The 19756-nt window shown below is 68.3% G+C and carries 22 protein-coding genes, 1 tRNA gene and 1 pseudogene; 4 read left to right on the top strand and 20 right to left on the bottom strand.

Annotation, left to right across the window (positions count from 1 at the left end):
* Both MKK82_RS08590 and pgeF read right to left on the bottom strand, forming a co-directional pair.
* Window positions 1-363 (bottom strand): annotated as a pseudogene (locus tag MKK82_RS08590) (porin family protein); the annotation flags it as partial.
* Window positions 364-634: 271 nt separating this feature from the next.
* Window positions 635-1417 carry a peptidoglycan editing factor PgeF gene (gene pgeF, locus MKK82_RS08585; protein ID WP_243985256.1) on the bottom strand — a complete coding sequence of 261 codons (783 nt, stop codon included), beginning with the start codon at window positions 1415-1417 and terminating at the stop codon, window positions 635-637.
* Between the two features lie 134 nt (window positions 1418-1551).
* On the opposite strand from pgeF, the gene MKK82_RS08580 reads away from it, so the two are divergent.
* Window positions 1552-1743: a fibronectin-attachment protein (FAP) gene (locus MKK82_RS08580; protein ID WP_238284884.1), complete on the top strand. Its 192-nt coding sequence runs from the start codon at window positions 1552-1554 to the stop codon at window positions 1741-1743.
* Between the two features lie 24 nt (window positions 1744-1767).
* Here the strand turns inward: MKK82_RS08580 and MKK82_RS08575 are convergent, their stop codons facing one another.
* The 8 genes from MKK82_RS08575 to MKK82_RS08540 all read right to left on the bottom strand — a co-directional run bounded on the left by MKK82_RS08575 (window position 1768) and on the right by MKK82_RS08540 (window position 12014).
* Complete coding sequence (locus MKK82_RS08575) at window positions 1768-2838, bottom strand: class I SAM-dependent methyltransferase (protein ID WP_238284885.1); 1071 nt, start codon at window positions 2836-2838, stop codon at window positions 1768-1770.
* Window positions 2835-3737, bottom strand: coding sequence for a prolipoprotein diacylglyceryl transferase (gene lgt, locus MKK82_RS08570; protein ID WP_238284886.1), 903 nt, complete (start codon window positions 3735-3737; stop codon window positions 2835-2837). Before lgt ends, MKK82_RS08575 begins: the two co-directional genes overlap by 4 nt.
* Before the next feature lie 95 nt (window positions 3738-3832).
* Window positions 3833-4735 carry a VOC family protein gene (locus MKK82_RS08565; RefSeq protein WP_238284888.1) on the bottom strand — a complete coding sequence of 301 codons (903 nt, stop codon included), beginning with the start codon at window positions 4733-4735 and terminating at the stop codon, window positions 3833-3835.
* On the bottom strand, window positions 4732-5634 hold the full coding sequence (locus MKK82_RS08560; RefSeq protein ID WP_238284889.1) for an SMP-30/gluconolactonase/LRE family protein: 903 nt from the start codon (window positions 5632-5634) through the stop codon (window positions 4732-4734). Before MKK82_RS08560 ends, MKK82_RS08565 begins: the two co-directional genes overlap by 4 nt.
* 10 nt (window positions 5635-5644) lie before the next feature.
* Window positions 5645-6094 carry a cupin domain-containing protein gene (locus tag MKK82_RS08555; RefSeq protein WP_238284891.1) on the bottom strand — a complete coding sequence of 150 codons (450 nt, stop codon included), beginning with the start codon at window positions 6092-6094 and terminating at the stop codon, window positions 5645-5647.
* A gap of 425 nt (window positions 6095-6519) precedes the next feature.
* Entirely contained in the window at window positions 6520-8007 is a 1488-nt protein-coding gene (locus MKK82_RS08550; RefSeq protein WP_238284893.1) for a replicative DNA helicase, read from the bottom strand.
* A gap of 281 nt (window positions 8008-8288) precedes the next feature.
* Complete coding sequence (locus tag MKK82_RS08545) at window positions 8289-9650, bottom strand: pentapeptide repeat-containing protein (protein WP_243985255.1); 1362 nt, start codon at window positions 9648-9650, stop codon at window positions 8289-8291.
* Between the two features lie 45 nt (window positions 9651-9695).
* Entirely contained in the window at window positions 9696-12014 is a 2319-nt protein-coding gene (locus tag MKK82_RS08540) for an FdhF/YdeP family oxidoreductase (protein WP_238284898.1), read from the bottom strand.
* 158 nt (window positions 12015-12172) lie between these two features.
* Here MKK82_RS08540 and MKK82_RS08535 point away from each other — a divergent pair, with 158 nt between their 5' ends.
* Complete coding sequence (locus MKK82_RS08535) at window positions 12173-12346, top strand: metallothionein (RefSeq protein ID WP_238284899.1); 174 nt, start codon at window positions 12173-12175, stop codon at window positions 12344-12346.
* 67 nt (window positions 12347-12413) lie between these two features.
* On the opposite strand, the gene MKK82_RS08530 is transcribed toward MKK82_RS08535, so the two are convergent.
* Window positions 12414-12701 (bottom strand): MTH1187 family thiamine-binding protein, encoded by a 288-nt coding sequence (locus tag MKK82_RS08530; RefSeq protein ID WP_238284900.1) that lies wholly within the window; start codon window positions 12699-12701, stop codon window positions 12414-12416.
* A gap of 536 nt (window positions 12702-13237) precedes the next feature.
* Here MKK82_RS08530 and MKK82_RS08525 point away from each other — a divergent pair.
* Entirely contained in the window at window positions 13238-13897 is a 660-nt protein-coding gene (locus MKK82_RS08525; RefSeq protein ID WP_238284901.1) for a carboxymuconolactone decarboxylase family protein, read from the top strand.
* A gap of 41 nt (window positions 13898-13938) precedes the next feature.
* Here MKK82_RS08525 and MKK82_RS08520 read toward each other — a convergent pair whose 3' ends face one another.
* The 5 genes from MKK82_RS08520 to catC form a co-directional block, all read right to left on the bottom strand.
* Entirely contained in the window at window positions 13939-14202 is a 264-nt protein-coding gene (locus MKK82_RS08520) for a hypothetical protein (RefSeq protein WP_238284902.1), read from the bottom strand.
* Window positions 14202-14345, bottom strand: coding sequence for a hypothetical protein (locus tag MKK82_RS08515; protein ID WP_238284903.1), 144 nt, complete (start codon window positions 14343-14345; stop codon window positions 14202-14204). The genes MKK82_RS08520 and MKK82_RS08515 overlap by 1 nt, the downstream gene beginning before the upstream one ends.
* A 733-nt stretch (window positions 14346-15078) precedes the next feature.
* On the bottom strand, window positions 15079-16293 hold the full coding sequence (locus tag MKK82_RS08510; RefSeq protein ID WP_238284904.1) for an ABC transporter substrate-binding protein: 1215 nt from the start codon (window positions 16291-16293) through the stop codon (window positions 15079-15081).
* A 120-nt stretch (window positions 16294-16413) separates the two neighbouring features.
* The gene (locus tag MKK82_RS08505; RefSeq protein ID WP_238284905.1) at window positions 16414-16710 is read right to left on the bottom strand and encodes a YciI family protein; all 297 of its coding nucleotides are present in this window, start codon (window positions 16708-16710) and stop codon (window positions 16414-16416) included.
* 10 nt (window positions 16711-16720) lie between these two features.
* Window positions 16721-17005, bottom strand: a complete 285-nt coding sequence (gene catC, locus MKK82_RS08500) for a muconolactone Delta-isomerase (RefSeq protein ID WP_238284906.1) — start codon at window positions 17003-17005, stop codon at window positions 16721-16723.
* 365 nt (window positions 17006-17370) lie between these two features.
* On the opposite strand from catC, the gene MKK82_RS08495 reads away from it, so the two are divergent.
* Entirely contained in the window at window positions 17371-17652 is a 282-nt protein-coding gene (locus MKK82_RS08495) for a hypothetical protein (RefSeq protein ID WP_238285313.1), read from the top strand.
* A 16-nt stretch (window positions 17653-17668) separates the two neighbouring features.
* On the opposite strand, the gene MKK82_RS08490 is transcribed toward MKK82_RS08495, so the two are convergent.
* The 4 genes from MKK82_RS08490 to MKK82_RS08475 form a co-directional block, all read right to left on the bottom strand.
* Entirely contained in the window at window positions 17669-17863 is a 195-nt protein-coding gene (locus MKK82_RS08490; protein ID WP_238284908.1) for a ComEA family DNA-binding protein, read from the bottom strand.
* Entirely contained in the window at window positions 17860-18297 is a 438-nt protein-coding gene (locus tag MKK82_RS08485) for a response regulator (RefSeq protein ID WP_238284909.1), read from the bottom strand. The genes MKK82_RS08490 and MKK82_RS08485 overlap by 4 nt, the downstream gene beginning before the upstream one ends.
* Window positions 18298-18536: 239 nt before the next feature.
* Window positions 18537-18610: transfer RNA gene (locus MKK82_RS08480), tRNA-Gly, on the bottom strand.
* Window positions 18611-18656: 46 nt separating this feature from the next.
* Window positions 18657-19499, bottom strand: coding sequence for a 3-keto-5-aminohexanoate cleavage protein (locus MKK82_RS08475; protein ID WP_238284910.1), 843 nt, complete (start codon window positions 19497-19499; stop codon window positions 18657-18659).
* Window positions 19500-19756 lie beyond the last annotated feature (257 nt).

Genomic DNA, 19756 nt, shown 5'->3' with positions numbered 1-19756 from the left:
GAGGCACACGTCGCAGAGCGCGATGCAGAGGAGCACGACAGAGCCAGCGGGCAGCTGGAAGGTGTAGCCAGTCTGGCCAGCGCCGGAGAAGCCGGCCTGGCTGCGGTTGGCGAAGGAGGCGAGCACCGGGGCGCCGCTGGGCGTGAAGGCGCCGGGCACCGTGAAGGTGGCGTTGTTGGAGCGGCTGCTGGCGTCGAAGGCGTAGCGGGCGTTGATACCGAAGTGGGCGCCGGTCCAGGTGAACACCGGGACGGGGGTGAACACCGGCGGCGGGGCGGCCCGGCGCGGCAGGTCGGCGGCGAAGGCGGAGCCGGCGAAGGCGATGCCCGCGAGGGACGTGGTGGCACGGAGCAGGGAAGTCATGGTCTGGTCCTCACTGGTGGGGCCGTGCCGCCCGTCTCGCGGGTCGTCCACGGATCCGGATCTGGTTGCGTTCCAGCGGTTCCAGGGTTGCTTTGCGCTCCGCGGTGTCGCCGACCGCGCATCGCGGCCCCTTATGGCAACCCGCCGTTTTCCCCGGCACCTTAACCCCACAACGCGCTCCAATGGCCAAGGTTCGGTTACGGCCACGCTTTTTCAGCGTGGTTGCATGGACAGAGTGTCGCACCCCTGACCGGTGTCGGACCGACGCGTCTCAGGGCGTGAGCGCGATGGCTGAGATCAGCCGACCGTAATCCGGCTCGCCGCGATGGGTAGTGCGTCGGTAGCTGTAGAACCGCTCGGGGTCGGCGTAGGTGCAGAGGTTCAGCGATGTCGCTTCTCCGACATCCGCTTCCGCAAGGCGGGCCAGGATGAAGCTCGGGAGGTCGAACTGGGCGTGGCCGGGTCGCGTGCCCGGTCCGAGAAACCGCTCCATCCCGGGGGCTTCCGAGCGGAACCGCGCGACAAAATCCGGGCCGACTTCGTAGGAGGCCGGCCCGATCGTGGGGCCGAGCACCGCCACGATCCGGCTCCGGTGCGCGCCCAGAGCCACCATGGCCGCCACCGTCGCGCCGACGACGCCGGTCAATGCTCCCTTCCAGCCGGCATGGGCCGCGCCCACGACACCGTTCTCCGGATCGGCGAACAGCACCGGCCCGCAATCCGCCGTGGCGATGCCCAACGCCAGGCCCGGCACGCGCGTCACCATGGCGTCGGCCTTGGGCCGGTGCGCGTCCGCGAAGGGCGCCTCGACGGTGATGACGTCGGCCGAATGAACCTGATACAGGCTGACGAGCCGGTCGCGCGGCAGACCGAGCCGGGCGCACATCCGCGCCCGATTCTCCGCGACGTGCTCCGGTGCGTCGCGGGAGCCGAGTCCACCGTTCAACGTTGCGAAGATCCCGTCCGAGACGCCGCCTTGGCGTGTGAAGAAGGCGTGACGCACCCCCGCGTGCGAGGAGAGTTCCGACGCCTCGATCGATAGGCCTGCGGTCACGGTCGGCTCCCTTGCGGTTCCCCTGTCGCGGTCCGATACCGCATGGGCGCCCCCTTGACGATGTCGTCTCAGCGTCAGACTCTTGTTGCAATGCAAAATGACGCCGAGCCGGCTTCACTTCGAGAAGGATCACGATGACACGAGGGATCGAATCCGACGTCCTGCCCGAGACGAACGAGGCCGAGGAGCCTCGCACCACGAGCGCGACCGCGCACCCCGTCACGGGCGAACCCGCGGCCTTCGACCCGAACGATCCGAATCCGCCCGCGCCGCCGACTCCGCGGCCGGCGAGCCAGACCGACTCCGGCTTCGGCTCCTTCGGCTGACCCTGGTCTACACGCCGGTATGCCTCAGCCCGTCTGAAATCCCGGGAGCGGCCCGAGTCGCGGGCCGCCCACGGCAAGGACCTTGAACAGGTTGCCCATGCCGAGCCGGCCGGCCTCCGTGAGCCGGTCGGCCGCCGCATCGATCCCGGCGGCCTGTTCGTCGGTCGCGCGCATCTTCAGGCGCTCGGCGCGGGCCTGTAGACCGAGGGCGAGCAAGAAATCACGCTGGTCCACCGGGCCGTAGACGTCTGCCCCCTCGGCAAGCGCCGCCCGGGCGAGGGCGTTGAAATCGACATGGTGGGTCAGGTCCGCCGCGCCGGGGGCCGCGAGCGGATCGGTGAAGCGGTGTCCGGAGAGCGCCTGGAGCGTGTCGCCGAAGCCGGGTCGGACGTGCCCGTAATCGATGGCCAGCAGGATGCCGCTCGCGGATCGCAGGGTCCGGGCCAAGGCGCGGACAAGAGCGAGACCGGCAGCAGGCACGCTCAACAGGGCGCCCTCCGGACCCTCCGCGTCGAGGCCGGGGGTCGCCTCCGGCGACAGACCGAAGGCCAACCCGCCCTCCGGGCCGAGGCCGACCTGGCGTTCGTGCCAGCCGGTCGGGCGACGCTCGAACTGGCGCACCGGCAGACAGTCGAAGAACTCGTTGGCCAGAATGATCGATGGACCGGGGGGCAGGGTCTCGATTCCCGGGTGCCAGACCGCCCCGGTCCCCGCCAGGGTGTGTTCCTGGACGGCCCGCAGCACCGGGCTGGTCTCAACGAGGTGCGGCGCCACGCGCACGCCCGGCGCCGCCGTCCGCAGCGTCCGCAGGATGTCCGCCATCAGCGTTCCGCGGCCGGGCCCGAGTTCCACGAGGGTCAGCGGATCCGGCCGCCCCATCGCGCCGTGGACGTAGGCGGTCCAGGCCCCGATCAGCTCGCCGAACATCTGGCTGATCTCGGGCGCCGTGGTGAAATCGCCCTGGGCGCCGAGGGGATCGCGCGTCCGGTAGTAGCCGTGAACTGGATGGCCGAGGCAGAGAGCCATGTAGCGATCGACGCCGATCGGCCCGTTCTGGCGGATCAGGGCTGCGATCTCGGCTCCGAGGGGCGTCACGCCTCGGCGGGCGCCTCGCGCGCCTCCCCGGCGGCCGGCGCCTCGACGGGATGGCGCGGACGGGTCCGGCCGGTCGCGGCCAGCACGATGTAGGTGAGCCCGACGATCATCATCGGCACGCATAGCAGCATGCCCATGGTCACGCCGCCGCCCATGGGACCGAGATGGTCGCCGAAGAGGAAGCCGAGCTGGCGGTCGGGCTCGCGGAAGAACTCGCAGACAGTCCGCGACAGCGCGTAGCCGAGGACGAAGATGCCGCCGAGAAGCCCCGGCTTGCGGAAGCCGAAGCGGCGTACGGCGATCGCCATCACGATGAACAGCAGCAGGCCTTCCGTAGCGGCTTCATAGAGCTGGCTCGGGTGCCGCGGCAGCGGGCCGCCGCCGGGGAATATGATGGCGTAGGGGAAGTCCGGCGCCGCCCGGCCCCAGAGTTCGCCGTTCACGAAGTTGGCGATGCGGCCGAAGAACAGGCCGATCGGCACGACCACGGCGCCGATGTCGAGAAGCGTGTAGCCGTTGAGGGCCTTGGCGCGGGCGAACAGCAGGAACGCCAGGATCGCCCCGAGGAAGCCGCCGTGGAACGACATGCCGCCGTTGCGGATCGCCAGGATCTCCATGGGATCGGCGATGTACATCGGGAGATTGTAGAAAAGCACGTAGCCGATCCGGCCGCCCAGAACGACGCCGAGGGCGACCCAGACGACGAGGTCGTCGATGTCGATGACCTGTGGGCGCTTCACCACGCCCCAGAGGCTGTCGGCCATGACGAGGCGGCGCGCGTAATACCAGCCGCCGATCAGGCCCGCGATGTAGGCGAGGGCGTACCATTTGATCGTGATCGGCCCGATCGCGAGCGCCACCGGGTCGATGGCCGGAAAGGGCAGGGCGAGGAACGGCATCGGTCTGACCTCCGGGGCGGCCGGATTGGACGCCGGAGGGGCGGCGCGTCAAGTCCGGGACGCTGCGTCCGAAGTTCCGCCTTCGACGTTCCGCGTCAGGCGCGCAGGATCAGAAATCCGTGTCCGTCCGGCCCCTCGCCGTAGGCAGCCGCGCCGTCGTCGGACACGCGCGCGACGAAGCCCGCGGTGCTGACCGCTCCCACGACCTGATCAAGATCGCGCGATTCGAAGACGAAGCGGGTCGAGGCTCGGTCGGCGGGTCCCGGGGCGGCCTGGACGGGGCACCGGATGATCGGCCTTCGATAGTGCAGCAACTCCACGTGCGGCGCCGGGGTCGGCGGTTCCAGCGCGACCACATCGACCTGCGGATCGTCCAGGCCGTCGAGACGCGCCTGCTCGGATCCGCGGTTCAGACCCCGCTCAGCCTGTCTGAGGCCGAGCGGTCCGGTGAGGAACGCCAGGGCGGCGTCGAGGTCGGTCACGGTGATCGCCGAATGGTCGATGCCCAGGAACAGGCCCGGTGCGGTGCGCCAGCGCTGGGCCGGAGGGCCGCCGGAGAAAACGATCAGCTCCAGAGGATGCCCGTCCGGATCACGGAACTTGTAGGCGGTGACGCCGCCCGAGGAGGCCGGCAGGACCTGGGGCCCGCCGCGGCTGATCGCCGTCGCGCCGACCGCCGAGAGCTGCGCCAGCGCGGCGTCCATGTCGCGCACCGGGATGGCGAGATGCTGGAAGAACGGATCCGTGGCCGCGGGATCGGCCGGGTAGGGCGCCCCAAGCGGATCCACCGCGAGGAACGACACGGCCTGATCGCCGAGCCGCATGTGCAACTGCCAGGCGCGCCGCCGCGTCAGCCCCATCGCGGCGGCGAGTGCGGGTGGCAGCGGCTCCGGCGGCGCGACCCGCACGAAGCCGAGCCCGTCGCGGTAGAAGGCCTCGGTGACCGCGAGGTCCGCGACGGTGCGGCTGAAACCCGCGATCGCCCGTATCCCACTCACAGGAGGGGCGCTCCCCGCACGTTGACGTAGATCGCGTAGAGCGTGTGCGAGGCGCACAGGAACAGGCGGCTGTCGTTCCGGCCGCCGAAGGCGAGGTTGGCCACGGTGGAGGGCACCAGGATCTTGCCGATCAGCTCGCCGCCGGGATCGATGCAGTGGACGCCGTCCCCCGCACTCGACCAGAGATTGCCGTGCTCATCGCACCGGATCCCGTCGGCATTGCCCGGCGCGATCGTGCAGAACACGTCGCCCCCGGACAGGCGGCCATCCTCGGCCACGTCGAAGACCCGGACGTGCTGGAGCGGCTCCGCGTCGAACTGCAGGCCGGTTTCCACGATGTAGAGCCGGCGCTCGTCGGGTGAAAAGCAGAGGCCGTTCGGGCCCTGGAAATCGTCTGCGACGACCCGCAGCGAGCCGTCCCGGGGATCAAACCTATAGACCGCGGCGGGCAACTCGGAGTGCTGCTTGCCGCCCTCGTAGTCGGTCTGGATACCGTAGGGCGGGTCTGAGAACCAGATCGTCCCGTCGGACTTGCAGACGACGTCGTTGGGCGAGTTCAGTCTCCGCCCTTGGTAGCCCTCGACCAAGCCGACGATGCGGCCGTCGAGTTCGGTCCGATGGATGCGTCGGCCGCGATGCGAGCACGAGAGCAATCGGCCCTGTCGGTCTCGGGCATGGCCGTTCTCGAAGTCGCTCGCCTCCCGGTAGACGCTGAGGCCGGCATACTCCGCCCATCGCATGACGCGGTTATTGGGCAGATCCGAGAACAGCAGTTCGTCGCGGTCGCCGAACCAGACCGGCCCCTCGGTCCAGCGGAATCCCTCGGCGAGCGTCTCCAGCGGTGCGTTCGGCAGGACGTAGCCCTTGAAGCGCGGCTGCGTCAGCTCGAAACCGTCCATGGGCCAGCTCCTACTTGAAGCGGCCGGGCTGGTTGACGGTCGGCTCGACCTGAAGACCGGTGACGATCATGGTGCAGGGCTCGTCGCCGACCGTGCCGGAGAGGTGGCCCTTCTTGCCGTCCCGCGCGCGGGTATTCTGGTCCTCGCCCATCATCAGCTCCCCCGGACCCATCTCGACCCGGTGGCCGTCCATCGTCTCGACGAACCAGCGGCCCGCGAGGATCGCGATCCATTGCGGCCGCGGGTTCTCGTGCCACTCGCCGACCCAGCCCACCGGCAGCACCGTGAAGGTGACGACCGACGGCGCCGGATCCATCTTGTCGTTCCACTGCGGTGCGGTCTCGGGATTGATCCCCTCGAACGCGAAGCGCTCGAGATGGAACTGCTCCTGCCGGCTCATCCCCTCCGCGTCGGTGTAGACGTGCCAGTACGGCATCTTCGGAGGGGTGGGCTCGCTCATCGTCGCTCCTGCGGCGGCGGGATAATCGTCCTCGCTCAACGGCCGATGCCCGCGATGGTTCGCGCCCATCCCGGCCTTGCCCTGCCGAAGCCAGGGCCATCCGCGGGTACAGTCGCGCTCAAGCTCCGACCGACGACGACCCCTCGCGCCGCCCGGTTACCGGGCGTATGCGCCCGCGCGGCAGCCGGGACACCGAACGATCCGGGATCGCGACCAGTTTAAGGGGACTGGAAAACGCGGAGCCGTCCTCGCCGAGGCCGGCCTCCGCGGCGACCTCGATCCAGGCGCGCCCACACGCCCCGGAGACGAAGGATCGCTCCGCGCGCGGCCCGGTGCCGTCTGCAAACGACCGCGACCCCGGCGGCCACGCGGGAGAATTCGCCGCGTCGTCCCGCCCGCCTGTCCCCAGAGGCGGTGGCAGCCGATCACATCTGTTCCGGGATGCGGTCGGTCTGCGCGAGGTTCGAGAACCGGGTGATGTTGGCGTCGAATTGCAGCTCCACGGTGCCGGTCGGTCCGTGACGCTGCTTGCCGAGAATCACCTCGGCCTTGCCGTGGACGCGCTGCATCTCGGCCTCCCAGGCGAAGAACTCCTCCGTCCCCTCGCGCGGCTTCTTGTTGCCGACGTAATACTCCTCCCGGAACACGAACATCACAACGTCGGCGTCCTGCTCGATCGAGCCCGATTCGCGGAGGTCGGCGAGCTGCGGTCGCTTGTCGTCGCGGTTCTCCACCTGACGGGAGAGCTGGGACAGAGCGACAACCGGCACCGCCAGCTCCTTGGCCAGCGCTTTCATGCCGGTGGTGATCTCGGTCATCTCCTGCACGCGGTTGTCGCTGCGCTTGCCCGAGCCCGAGAGCAGCTGCAGGTAGTCGACGATCAGCAGGTCGAGACCCTTCTGGCGCTTGAGGCGCCGGGCGCGGGCGGAGAGCTGAGCGATCGAGATGCCGCCGCTCTGATCGATGTAGAACGGGATCGTCTGCATGTCCCGAGCGGCATCGGTGATCTTGTAGAAATCCTCCGGCCGAATGTCGCCGCGACGGATCTTGTAGGAGGGCACGCCGGACTGCTCGGCGATGATACGGGTGGCGAGCTGCTCGGCCGACATTTCGAGGGAGAAGAACCCGACGATGCCGCCGTTCACCGTCTTGGTCGTACCGTCGGGCTGCTTCTCGCCGCGATAGGCCTTGGCGATGTTGAAGGCGATGTTGGTCACCAGCGAGGTCTTGCCCATGGCCGGGCGGCCCGCGAGGATGATCAGGTCGGACGGCTGCAGGCCGCCCATCTTGGCGTCGAGATCGCTGAGGCCGGTGGCGATGCCCGAGAGCTTGCCGTCGCGCTGGTAGGCCTTGGCGGCCATGTCGACCGCGGCCGTGAGCGCGTCCGAGAACTTCTGGAAGCCGCCGTCGTAACGCCCGGCCTCGGCCAGCTCGTACAAGCGGCGCTCGGTCTCCTCGATCTGATCCCGGGGGGCCTGCTCCACGGGCGCCTCGTACGCGCCGTTCACCAGATCCTCGCCGATGGTGATCAGCCGCCGGCGGATGGCGAGGTCGTAAATCGTGCGGCCGTAATCGCCCGCGTTGATGACGGTGGTCGCGTCCGCGGCGAGCCGTGCGAGGTACTGCATCACCGTCTGGCCGCCGAAATCGGCGTCGCCCAGATAAGTCTTCAGGGTGATGGGCGTGGCGAGCTTGCCGGCCCGGATGAGCGACGCCGCCACCGTGAAGATCTGCTGGTGGGCATCCTCCATGAAGTGCTCGGGCAGGAGGAAGTCCGACACCCGATAATAGGCGTCGTTGTTCACCAGGATCGCGCCCAGCAGCGCTTGCTCCGCGTCGACGTTGTGCGGGGCGACGCGGTACTCGGCCTGGACCGCTTCGAGCTTGGCCGTGAGCGCATTGGGCAGGGCCATCGGCGGACGACTCCGTATCTGGCGCCGCGGCGGGCGCACCAGGATCACACCGCAAGACCTTGGCCCCGGTATGGTTACCGAAGCATAGCCGACCGCTCCCCTATCCAGCTCGATGCCGGACAAACGAGCGCCCTTCGACTCTCTCCACGGACGGGGGGCCATGCTGGAACAAAACTGGAACGTGTCAAGCCTCGGGGCCGGTCATCCCCATTGTTCACCGGTATACAGGCCGAGTCGATGTCCGTCGGTACCGCGCGAGGATTGCTCCTCGACCGCTCTCATCACCGCCGCAACCGGTTGCCGAGGACGAACCCGTAGAGCCCCATGAGGATGATGCCGACCCCGCCCTCGATGCCGACCAGCAGGTTGGTGACGCGGCCGGTCGGCTTCAGCCCGATCTCAGGCGGGTTCGCGGTCATCATGTTGAGCGCGCTGTAGCTCAGGAGGTCGAGGGGGTTGTAGGTCGGGCCGGCCTCCGGCCCCTCTGAGATGAACAGACCGCCGGTCAGACCGTAGAGGCCGGCGAAGAGCACGATCAGCAACGCGAACGCCCGGGCGATGCGCGACAGGCTCTCGCCGTAGTCGCACAGCCACTCCACGAATCGGTCGGCCGTCCAGCGGTAGCCGTGCCGTAGCACCCCGGGCCCGTTCCGGTCGCTCACGGCCGTGCGAAACTGGCGCCCCGCATGGAAGCGGCCCATTCGGCGGCCGCGCTTGTAGGCCCAGCTCGCTGCATCGTGGCTGCCGATGCTCTTCCAGTTCTGTTCCAGGGCGAGGTAGCTCGCCTGTGCCGCCTCGTAGGTGCCGGCCACTTCCTCGCCGACGGCGCCGCCGAGCTGATCGACGCTCATCCGCGTGCCGTTCAGCCAAGCGCCGGCGAAACGGGCATGCCGCAGACGGCAGGTGCCGAGATTGAGTCGGACGAGGTCGGTGTCCGAGAGGTCGGCGCCGGAGAGGTCCGCGCCGTCGAGCTTTGCTCCGGTGAAGTTCGCCCCCCGCAGCCGCGAGCCCGCCAGCGTCGCCTTGGCGAGGCTCGCGCCGGCAAAATCCGCGTGGGTCAGGTTGGCGTCGGCAAGCTTGGCTTCGTCGAGCCGTGCGTCGCGGAACACGGTGTCGTCCGCATCCGCCCCGGAGAAATCGGCGCCCCAGAGGTCGGCGCCGGCGAAATCCGTCCCGTCGAGGAGGGCGCCCGACAGGTCGGCGAAACGCATCGCGGCCTGCCCGAACCGTGCATCCTCCAGCATGGCCCCGGCGAACCTGACCTGACCCGCCACGATGCCCGTGAAGTCCGCTCCGGAGAGGTCGGCCTCGGAGAGGTCCGCCTCCTCCAGGATCGCGCCGACGAAGCGGGTCGAGCGCCCGACCGCGCCGGAAAGGTTGGCGCGGCGCAGATTCGCGCCGGCGAGGTCGGCCTCCTCCATCCGGGCACGGGACAGGTCGGCCTCCGCGAGCGGCAGGCCGCCGGATTCGGGATCGACGGTGGCCCGATGCGCGGCGAGCACGTCGCGCGCAGCGCTCAGGCCCGACAAGTCGGATCCCGGGCCCCGGACGGGCGCTCCGGCGGCGATCCGATCGAGGAGGACGCGCAGTCGTGGGTCCGCCTGCGCGTCCGGCCGCGCATCGGGTGGGGTCGCCTGATCCATGGCCGATCCTTGCCGGAGCGCGCGCCCCGAAGCCAGCCGCTTCCCTCAGCCCGGGTGGGTCGAAGCCGTCACCCGTACGGTGATCGCCTTCGCGGCCGGTGTCTTGGATTGCTCGTCGTAGTGCCAGAGAGGAAGCAGCACGTTCAGCTCCGGATAATAGCCGCCGCAATTCCCCTCCGGGATGTCGTAGGCGATCACCCGGAGACCGCCGACACGCCGCGGCACCGCATCGTCCGCTTCCGTCTCAACGTCGACGCTGGCGCCGTCGGCGAGCCCCAGGCGGGCGATGTCGCGGCGATTCATGAACAAGATGTCGCGGGTTCCCTTCACGCCGCGGAATCGATCGTCGTAGCCGTAGACCGTGGTGTTGAACTGGTCGTTTGACCGGAGGGTGATCAGGTCGAGCACGTTGGGCCCGGGCGGCGGCAGGTCCGGATCGGCCTCGAGACCTTCCGGCACCGCGAAATTGGCCTTGCCGGTCTCCGTTTCCCACTTTCGGTCGCGGGCGCCCAGCGGCTTGGTGATCCCGCCCGGCTGGAACATCCGCCCATTCAGGTCTTGGAAGACCGTCGGGTAGGTCGCCTCGATCGCGGAGCGCACGCGACCGTAATCGGCGACCCAGGCATCCCAGTCGATCCGCGGGTTCGGGGGCAGCGTCGCCTTGGCGATCTCCGCCACGATCCAAGGCTCGGAGCGCACATGCGGCCCGACCGGATCGGATACGCCCCGTGAGCCATGGAAGCGCGCCGTCGAATCCTCCATCGAGACCGCCTGCGGCCCGCTCGCCTGCCGGTCGATCTCGATGCGACCGAGGCAGGGCAGGATGTAGGCCACGGCCCCGTTCACGAGATGCGAGCGGTTGAGCTTGGTCGAGATCTGCACGGTCAGGCGCTGGCGGCGCCACGCCGGCTCGATCCGGCCGGTATCGGGAACGGCGCGGAGGAAGTTGCCGCCCAGGCTTACGAAGGCCTTGACGCTGCCGTCGAGGACGCCCTCGCAGGTCTCGACGGTGTTGAGCCCCTTCTCGCGCGGCGGCTCGAAATCGTAGAGTTCCTTCAGCTTGTCGAGGGGCGCCAGCTCCGGCTTCTCGGTGATGCCGACGGTGCGCTGGCCTTGGACGTTCGAGTGGCCGCGCACCGGGCAGATGCCGGCGCCGGGCTTCCCGATATTGCCGCGCAGGAGCAGGAGGTTGACGAGCATCCGCACCGTCTCGGTGCCCTTGCGGTGCTGCGTCAGGCCCATCCCGTAGATGCCGATCACCGCCTTGGCGCGGGCGTAGGCTCCTGCCGCCTCCTCGAGCGCCGTACGCGACAGGCCCGAGCGCCGCTCCAGCACCGCCCAGTCCTGCCCGTCGCAGAACCGGACGAACTCGTCGAAGCCATGCGTGTGCTCGGCGATGAAGGCATGGTCGAGCACGCCGTGCCGGCCGGCCGCCGTAGCCTCCCGGTCCAAGGCGAACAGGGCCTTGCACAGGCCGGTGATCGCCGCGAGGTCACCACCGGCCTTCACCTGATGGTACTGCGTGGAGATCCGGGTGGAGGAGCGCGTCAGCATCTCCACGGGTGATTGCGGATCGGTGAAGCGCTCTAGGCCGCGCTCGCGCAACGGGTTGAAGGTGATGATCTGCGCCCCCCGGCGCCGGGCCTCCTGAAGGGGGTGCAGCATCCGGGGTGCGTTCGAGCCGACATTCTGTCCGAAGAAGAAGATCAGGTCGGTGGTCTCGAAATCCTCCAGAAGAACCGTGCCCACGGGAGCGCCGATCGATTGCGGCAGCGCCACGGAGGTCGGCTCGTGGCACATGTTCGAGGAGTCCGGCAGGTTGTTGTTGCCGTAGAGCCGCGCCATCAGGGCCCACATATAGCTGGTTTCGAGGGAAGCCCGACCGGACGCGTAGAAGACCGTCGATTTCGGGTCCTCCGCGCGCAACGCCTTCAGCTCTCGCCCGATCTCTCCGATGGCCTCCGACCAGGAAACCGGCCGGTAGCGATCGCTGGCGGGATCGTAGCGCATCGGATGGGTGAGGCGGCCCTGCTCCTCCAGGGCGTAATCGCTCCACGAGAGCAGCTCCGTGACGGTGTGCTCAGCGAAGAAATCCGTTGTCGCGCGGCGCCGGGTTTGCTCCCAGGCAGTCGCCTTCGCGCCGTTCTCGCAATACTCGAAGGCCAGGGGCTTGGCAGGCTTGGCCCAGGCGCAGGACGTGCACATGTAACCGTCCGGCTTGTTCTGCTTCAGCAGCATCGCCGAGCCGGTAACCGGTACGCCCTCGCGGGTCAGGATCTCGACGAGGGATCGCGCCGAACCCCAGCCGCCGGCCGGGCCATCGTAGGGCTCGATCCGTACCTCACCGGTTTCTTGCTCGGCCATGCTGCCCTCCCACCCAGCGCGTCAGGCACCGGATGAAGGGAACGCGCGAGGCAGGGTTGGGATCACGGGCGCGTCACTGCGACCTCGGCCGGCTTCCTTCTCCGTCGAACGAGATCTAACATGTCGACTCGTGAACGGAGCCAAACCCGGAGCGGATCATGGCGAGCGTCGACGTCGAGATGGTGAAGTGTGCCTGCCAGGACTGCGTCTGCGTGATTCCGGTCGCCAAGGCGGTGTCCCGGGACGGCAAGGCTTATTGCTGCGACTCCTGCGCCGAGGGGCATAAGGATCATCCCGGCTGCGATCATGCCGGCTGCGCCTGCCACGGCTGAGACTGCCTGAGCGCCGGATCCGCGCGGCGGCGCCGCGCGGCCCGTCGGGCAGGGTCGGCGCGCCGGCTCAGGATACGGCGGCCAGCTTGTCGGCCATGGACTGATCCTTGTCGCGGCGCGTCGAGAAGATCAGCGTGAAGAAGGTCCGTTGGACACCCAACTCGGCGAGCCGCGCTTCACACCGCTCCGCGAGCGCGCAGATCTCCGCGAGTTCGCCGTCGATGTTGGTCCCGTTGGGATGCATCGTGGCCGACAGGCCGCTCGCTTCGATGAGCGCCTTGATCTCCCGCACGTAGGGCGAGACCGACGGACCGACGCCCATCGGGACGATGCACAGATCGGCCGATACCTTCATGATGTTTGCCTGATTTGGGGCGCGCGTCGGCGCGGAATAGGGATGGGGTTCGTTCCCGCGCGGTCTGATGACATCGCGCCGGGTTCCGACATTCTAACACTTCGCGAAGGCACGGCGCACCGGCTGACGGACCATCGTCTCCGACAGTTCTCCGGGTCCGTATCGCCCCGGCGTGCCCGAACCTGGAGCAGCGCCCGGAGACGATCGTGCTCCGATATCCGTGCCTTCGGAGGCTGCAATCCGGGTTCGCCCGCGGCGCTCCGGGACGTTCGCGGAGATCATCCGGTGTGTCGCATGGTCTCGGAAAAGGGACCTGCTCACGTCTCTGACCCTGCTCGAGCGTGCGGCTGAAGCCGAGCGCCGCCGCGTCACGGCTGTGACGGCAGCCCACGCGTCATCCGGAGCCGTGGCCCGAGGCGGTTACGGAGGGCGTCGAAGTACAAGTTTGTCCGCTGGAACTCCCGGCACCGCCGGCCGACAATGTCCGGAGACCGCGTGGCTGGCTGCAGGTGGGCCCGCGCCTGGGAGGCTCCAATATGGGCATTCGCGATGCCGGCGGTCGTGCGGCAGTGGCCATTCTCGCGGCCGCGGGAGGTTGGCTGATCGCGCAGACCTCCTGGGGGACCCCTGGTCACGAGCCGCGATTTCCGCAACTGACCCTCGAGACGCTTTCGCCCGCTCAGCGGCCGCTGGGCGAGAAGATCATGAAGATCTCCAGCGTCGGCCTCGCCGGCCCCTACAATCCGATGATCCGCAGCCCCGAGATGGCGCAGCGGATGTACGACCTTCTCGATTATCTGCGCTGGCACACCTCCGTGCCGACCCGGCTGAACGAATTCGCGATCCTGATCCAGGGACGCCTCTGGCGCTCGCAGGTTGAGTGGTACGCGCATTACCCGCTTGCGATCAAAGCCGGCCTCTCCGAACAGGTCGCCGCCGACCTCAAGGCCAACAGGCGGCCCGATGGCATGAAGCCGGACGAGGCCGCGGTATACGATTTCTGCATGGAGCTTTCCACGCAGCACAAGGTCTCGGACGAGACCTTCGCCCGCGCGCAACAGGTCCTCGGCGAACAGGGAGTGGTCGACCTGACTGCGCTGACCGGAACCTACGTGACCGTGGCCATGCTGCTGAGCATGGCCGAAGAAGGCGTGCCACCCGGCAAGGAGCCGCCGTTCAGGGCCGGGGAGCCCTGAGGCCCCGTTTCATGCCCGCCGACGTCCTCCCGGGATCCTGACTATGCCAGGGCTGGCTGGAGATTGATCTGGGGCGCTGCGGGCAGGGACTCCTCCAAGGGCGCAGACCCCGCGCCTTCGGCGATCCCGATCAGGTCGGCTTCCGTCAGAACGGCGCCGTCCGGGCCGACCACCGTTATGTCCCGGCGTTCGGCGGCCACGAAGTCACGCATCTTCCGCAAAGCCCAGTCGGCGGTCGGGCAATTGTAAGTGACGGTGCCGTGCGCTGTGGAGCCCCGGACGACGTAGAGCCGGCGCGCGACCATCAGACCTCCACCCCCGCGGCACCGAGAATGGCGCGCCGTTTCAAAATACCGATCCGGTGCGTGCGAATGGCATGCTCCAGCTCGACCACCCCGGCGCAGTCCTTCTCGCGCAGGATCTGGAGCGCGCTGGCAAGCGCCGCCACGACCTGCTCATCGACCAGGATGCTGAGGGCGATCCTGCAGCGAAGGCGCTCGCAGGAGCAGTCCGTGCTTTCACTTGGATCCGGCATGTCACCCTAACAGCGCAGCTGCATTCTGGTTCGCGGCAGGCTTGGCATCCGACACGGATTTTGGTCGTGCGTGATCTTCGGTCGTGACGATGAACGCCGCATCGGTGCGCGTCCGTCGAGGAGCCGGAGCGCCTTGAATCGAGCTGGGTCGATTCGGCTGTCGCCTCGGAACGGCGAAATCCGCGTTTCCCGCGGGGCAAGGCTTTCAGACCCTCCGTGACCGGCGCGGGCCGTCCGACTGCAGAGGTCGGTTCGGTTCGACGCGCTGACGCGGTCGCCATTCCCCACCAATCGGACCGCCATATTCCGAAGTCGGCGCGTGCCGGTTCCGGTCAGTGGATGACCGGGGGGTCGAGCGTCGCTCTGGTTTCCTACGCGGGGCACCCAGACGACGGGCACGGGCCGCAGCGCTGGTCGGCTTCCATGCTGCCACCGCATCCAGTCATGCGTTACCAGTCAGGGGTTCCATCATTGTAGAAATGATGGAACCCCTGACTGGATGATGATCGTTCGTCGGTCGAAAACGACATGTCGGGATGACCAAGATCGTTGCCGAAAGATCGGGTTCAGCACGCTGGCGAAACCTGACTGACCCTCCGATTTCAGGTTGCAGTAGCTTCGGTGGCGCTTCTCTACCGTTTCCGGATCAACGCTTCACCAAGGCGCAGGTGCTCTCGGACAGCGGCTGGAACGCCTGGTCGCCGGGGATGGTCTTCAGGATCTTGTAGAAGTCCCACGGTCCTTTCGACTCCGACGGTGTCTTCACCTGCGCGAGGTACATGTCGTGGACCATGCGGCCATCCTCGCGGAGCTTGGCGTTGCGGGCGAAACCGTCTTGGATCGGCAATTCGCGCATCTTGGCCATAACCTGCACGCCGTCGTCCGTGCCGGCGGCTTCGGCCGCTCTCAGGAAGTGGAGCACGGCTGAATAATCACCGGCCTGCACCATGGTCGGCATCCGGCCGTCCATCCGCTCGCCGTAGCGTCGTGCGAAGGCGCGGGTCTGCTCATCCATGTCCCAGTAGAAGCCCGTCGTCAGGACCATGCCCTGAGCCGCCGGCAGACCGACGGAATAGATATCGGTCAGGAAGATGTTCAGGCCACCCAGCATCTGGCCGCCCTGCAGGATTCCGAACTCCCCCGCCTGCTTGATCGTGTTGATCGTGTCGGCGCCTGCGTTGGCCATGCCGATGATCTTGGCGCCTGAACCCTGCGCCTGCAGCAGGTGGGACGAGAAATCGGGGTTCGGAAATGGGTGCTTGACGGAGCCCAGCACCTTGCCCCCCTTGGCCTTCACGACACGGGTGACCTGCGCCTCCAGGTCATGCCCGAACGTGTAGTCGGCGGTGATGAAGAACCACGTGTTCTTCGGGTCGTCCGCGAGCGCCGAGGCTGTGCCGGCCGCCAGCGAGTAGGTGTCCCAGGTCCAGTGCGCGCCCGTCGGCGAGCAGGAAGCGTTGGTCAGCGCCATGGAGCCGGCGCCGGAGTTGATGTCGATCTTGCCCTTCGCCCGTGCCACCTCGCGCACCGCCAGGCCTGCGACCGAAGAATTCGTGTCGAAGATCGCGTCGACCCCTTCGGTGTCGAACCAGCGGCGTGCGATCGACGAGGCGATATCGGCTTTGTTCTGGTGATCGGCGAAAATCAGCTCGACCTTGCGACCGTTGATCTCGCGACCGAAATCTTCCACTGCGAGCTGCGCCGCCGTGACGGATCCTTTGCCGGCGAGGTCCGAATAGACGCCGGACATGTCGGTCAGGACGCCGATCTTGATCCCGCCATCGGCGAATTGGGCTGACGCCGGTGCGACGGCAAGGAAGGCCGCGCTCAGGGCAGCGGCGGCGAGTGTCCGGCACGTCATCGGGTACCTCCCATGTTCATCGTTCTCACCGTGGACATCCGCCCGGTGACCGATGGGCCGCGTCGGCGTCGTCCCGGATCGGCCGGCCCAGGGCCGAAGCCGCGCTCGCGCAGTCGGTGATCAGAGATAGCTGCGGCCGTCGAGATAGGCCTTGCGCCAGCGCCTGATCTCGACCCGTTCGAACAGTCCGACCACGTGGAACGGGTCCGCCTGGATGAGCGCCTCGGCCTCGGCGCGCGTCTCGACATCGACCACGTACAGGCCGCCGCCCGCATCGCTGCCGTCGTCGTTCAGCTTGGCGCCGCACGCCAGGAGCCGGTCGCGGATCCTGTCGAGGTAGACGAGGTGCTCGGCGCGATGGGCCTTGCGCAGGTCCAGGCTGCCGGCCTTGTCGAAGGTTTCGATCATGTAGGGCATGGCGCGCCTGTCAGTTCGCTGCGATGGCGGAGGGATGTTGCGCCAGGGGCGTGACGCTGATCGTCATGTACGGGTAGAGCGGCAGCGCCGTCAGGGTCTCGTGAAGGTCATCGTTGCTGGCGACGTCGAACACGCTGTAATTGGCATATTGTCCGGCGATGCGCCAAAGGTGCCGCCACTTGCCCTCCCGCTGAAGCCTCTGGGCGTAGGCCTTCTCGTCTGCCTTCAGGCGATCCGCCTCCCCCTTCGGGAGGGTGGCGGGGATATCGACCAGCATGTGGACCATGTAGAGCACGGATGCTTCTCCTGTGCCGGCCGGGTGTCAGGAACGCCCCTGGCCGGCGATGCGCTTCGACGGCGATCATCGCAGGACCGATGGGTTCCGAGCAGACGGGCGGCGGTGTCGGTCAGGCGATCCCGACCTTCGTGACGGGTGCGCGTCCCATGGTGCTCTTCCGCCTGAGCTTGGACAGGCCCCTGACCGACCCGATCGAGGACGGTTGGACGCGATTGTTCCAGACTTGGGCCCGCGCCGGGTCCGCCGGGCGGCGCAGCCTGTCGGGTCTCGCCCGGCGTCGCAGCAATCTCGCTGATGCTGCGAACGGCGCGGAACGCACCTCGGCAGACGCTGTTACTTCGCCATCAACGCGGAGAAGAAGCATGCGGCTCTTAGCGACGGCATCGGCCCTCACGGTTGCGACACTGCTGAGTGTCGGCACCGCGGAGGCGAAAGGATGCATCAAGGGCGCTATCATCGGGGGAATCGCCGGCCACTACCTCGCCGAACGGGGTGTCGTCGGCGCGGTGGCCGGATGCTTGGCCGGTCGCGCCCTCGCCAATCGCCGCGCCCGCCGCGAAATCGATTACGGCTCCCGTGTGCAGCCGCGTGGGACCGGGTACGGCGCGCCGCAGCCTTATCCGCGCCGCGACTACCAGTACTGACCTCCGGCGCGGGGCGCTAAGTCGGCGCCCCCACGGTGACATGCTCGGCGACGCCGTCGGTCTTGCCGGCGAGGCCCGGCACCTCGTCGAGTTGGCGCAGGTCGGTGAACCGGCCGCGCTCGGCGCGGTAGCGCACGATCTCGAAGCCGTGCCCCTTCAGGACAGCCACGCCGTCCAGTTGCTCTGCGGTCGCCGTATTGAGGTCGATCATCGGGTCTGCTGTCCCTGCTCGGTCATGCTGCGCAGCGGTTCGGGCTTCTGCCCGTCGGGCAAGATCTCCACGAGGTGATCGCGGATCATCTCGGCCGAGAAGGGTTTGCCGACGAAGTGTGCGCCCTCCGGCACATCCCCGGGGCCCGGCCGCGCCTCTCCCGAGGCGATCACGATGGAGATGTGCGGCCATTGGCGCGCCGTCTCGCGGGCGACCGCGAAGCCGTTGCGCGAGCCCGGCATATGCACGTCCGTGAACAGCAGCACGATCATCGCGTGCTGCGCGCCCAGCAGTGCCAGGGCCTCATCGCCGTCCCGCGCCTCGAAGGTGCGAAAGCCGGCTTCTTCGAGGATGTCCATCGCGATCATGCGGACCAGCCCGTCATCGTCGACGACGAGGGCGTAGGGGTCTGAGGACGGGCGCGACTGGCTCATCCTGTCCCAAGTCCTGATTTATGTAAAAAGTTCTGGGTGTCCTGCCGCGTCCCGGTCGCAGCAGGTCTGCTCCGCTCACAACGATCCACGCACCTCACCACGAAGCGCCGGGAGCGTGCGCGTCTTCCATCGTCGGCGACGGCGATCGGCGGGACCCGCGGCGATGGATCACCGCATCCGGCGCGTCACGGTCACGCCATGGGGGCGATCGGGAGCCGGATGTTGAGCGCGCTGGGGGATGGAGCGGGTACCGGGAATCGAACCCGGGTATTCAGCTTGGAAGGCTGCTGCTCTACCATTGAGCTACACCCGCGCGGCCGGATCGTTAGCACGCCGTCCGGCCCGTGAGAAGACGGTGCTCAGGCGAGGCCGAGTGCGGCGCGGGCTTCGGCCGGCGTGGCGACGCGGCGGCCGTGGCGGGAGACGGCCTCGGCGGCGAGACCGACGAGTTCGGCGTTGCTCGCCGCAAGCCTGTCCTTCGTGACCCGGATGTTGTCCTCCAGGCCGGTGCGCACGGCATCGGCCCCGCGGGTGAGTGCCCAGTCCATCACGACGGCCTGGTAGCGGCCGATTCCGGCCGCCGTCCACGTCGCGTCGGGCAGGATCCGCTTCGTCTCGGCGAGCAGGATGTCGAGCAGATGCTCCTCGGCCGGCATCGCGTTCTGAACGCCCATGACGAACTGCACGTGCGGGCGCGCGTCGATCAGGCCGGCGTCCACCAGCCGCTTGGCCCCGTGCAGGTGCGAGAGGTCGAAGATCTCGATCTCGGGCCGGACGCCGTGCTGCTTCATCTGGCCCGCGAGGTCGCTCACGAGGCTGGCGGAATTCTCGTACACGATCGTCGGGAAGTTGACCGAGCCGGTCGACAGCGAGGCCATGTCGGGCCGGTGCTGGAGCGACAATCCCCGGGAGGCGGGATCGCGCCCGCGCCCACCGGTGGAAAACTGCACGATCATCCCGGGGCAATGTCGGCGCAATCCCTCCTGGACGGCTGCGAATCTGTCCGGGTCGGAGGAGGGCGTCTCGTCGTCGTTGCGCACGTGGATGTGGCAGAGCGTGGCCCCCGCCTCGAAGGCCCGATGGGTCGATTCGATCTGCTCGGCCACGGTGACCGGCACGGCCGGGTTGTCCGCCTTGCGCGGCACCGAACCGGTGATCGCCACCGCGATCACCACGGGCGCGTCGCTTCGGGATCCTGCCATCCGCCTGTTCTCCCCGTCGTCGTATCCGGTGTTCGGAATAGCGCTGTGCGCCCGCTTTCTGAACCAGCCGGCGTCCCGAAGAGGTCCCGGCGGGCGACATCTCCGGCGGCCTGACAGGGGTCGCCCGCCTTACGGCCCTCGCGGTCCCGTCGACCGAAGCGCGTCCCCCCCGTCCCCGCGCTTCCGAGGCGCGTTCGCGACGCCGCGGTGGCGGAGGAAGATCCCGCCGGCACCCGCTCTGGGTGCCGCACTCAAGG

Origin of the sequence: Methylobacterium sp. E-046, from assembly GCF_022829625.1 — a bacterium.
GTDB classification, from domain to species: Bacteria; Pseudomonadota; Alphaproteobacteria; order Rhizobiales; family Beijerinckiaceae; genus Methylobacterium; species Methylobacterium longum.
Note: the sequence above shows the minus strand (reverse complement) of the source record. Positions and strands in the feature narration are given on the sequence as shown.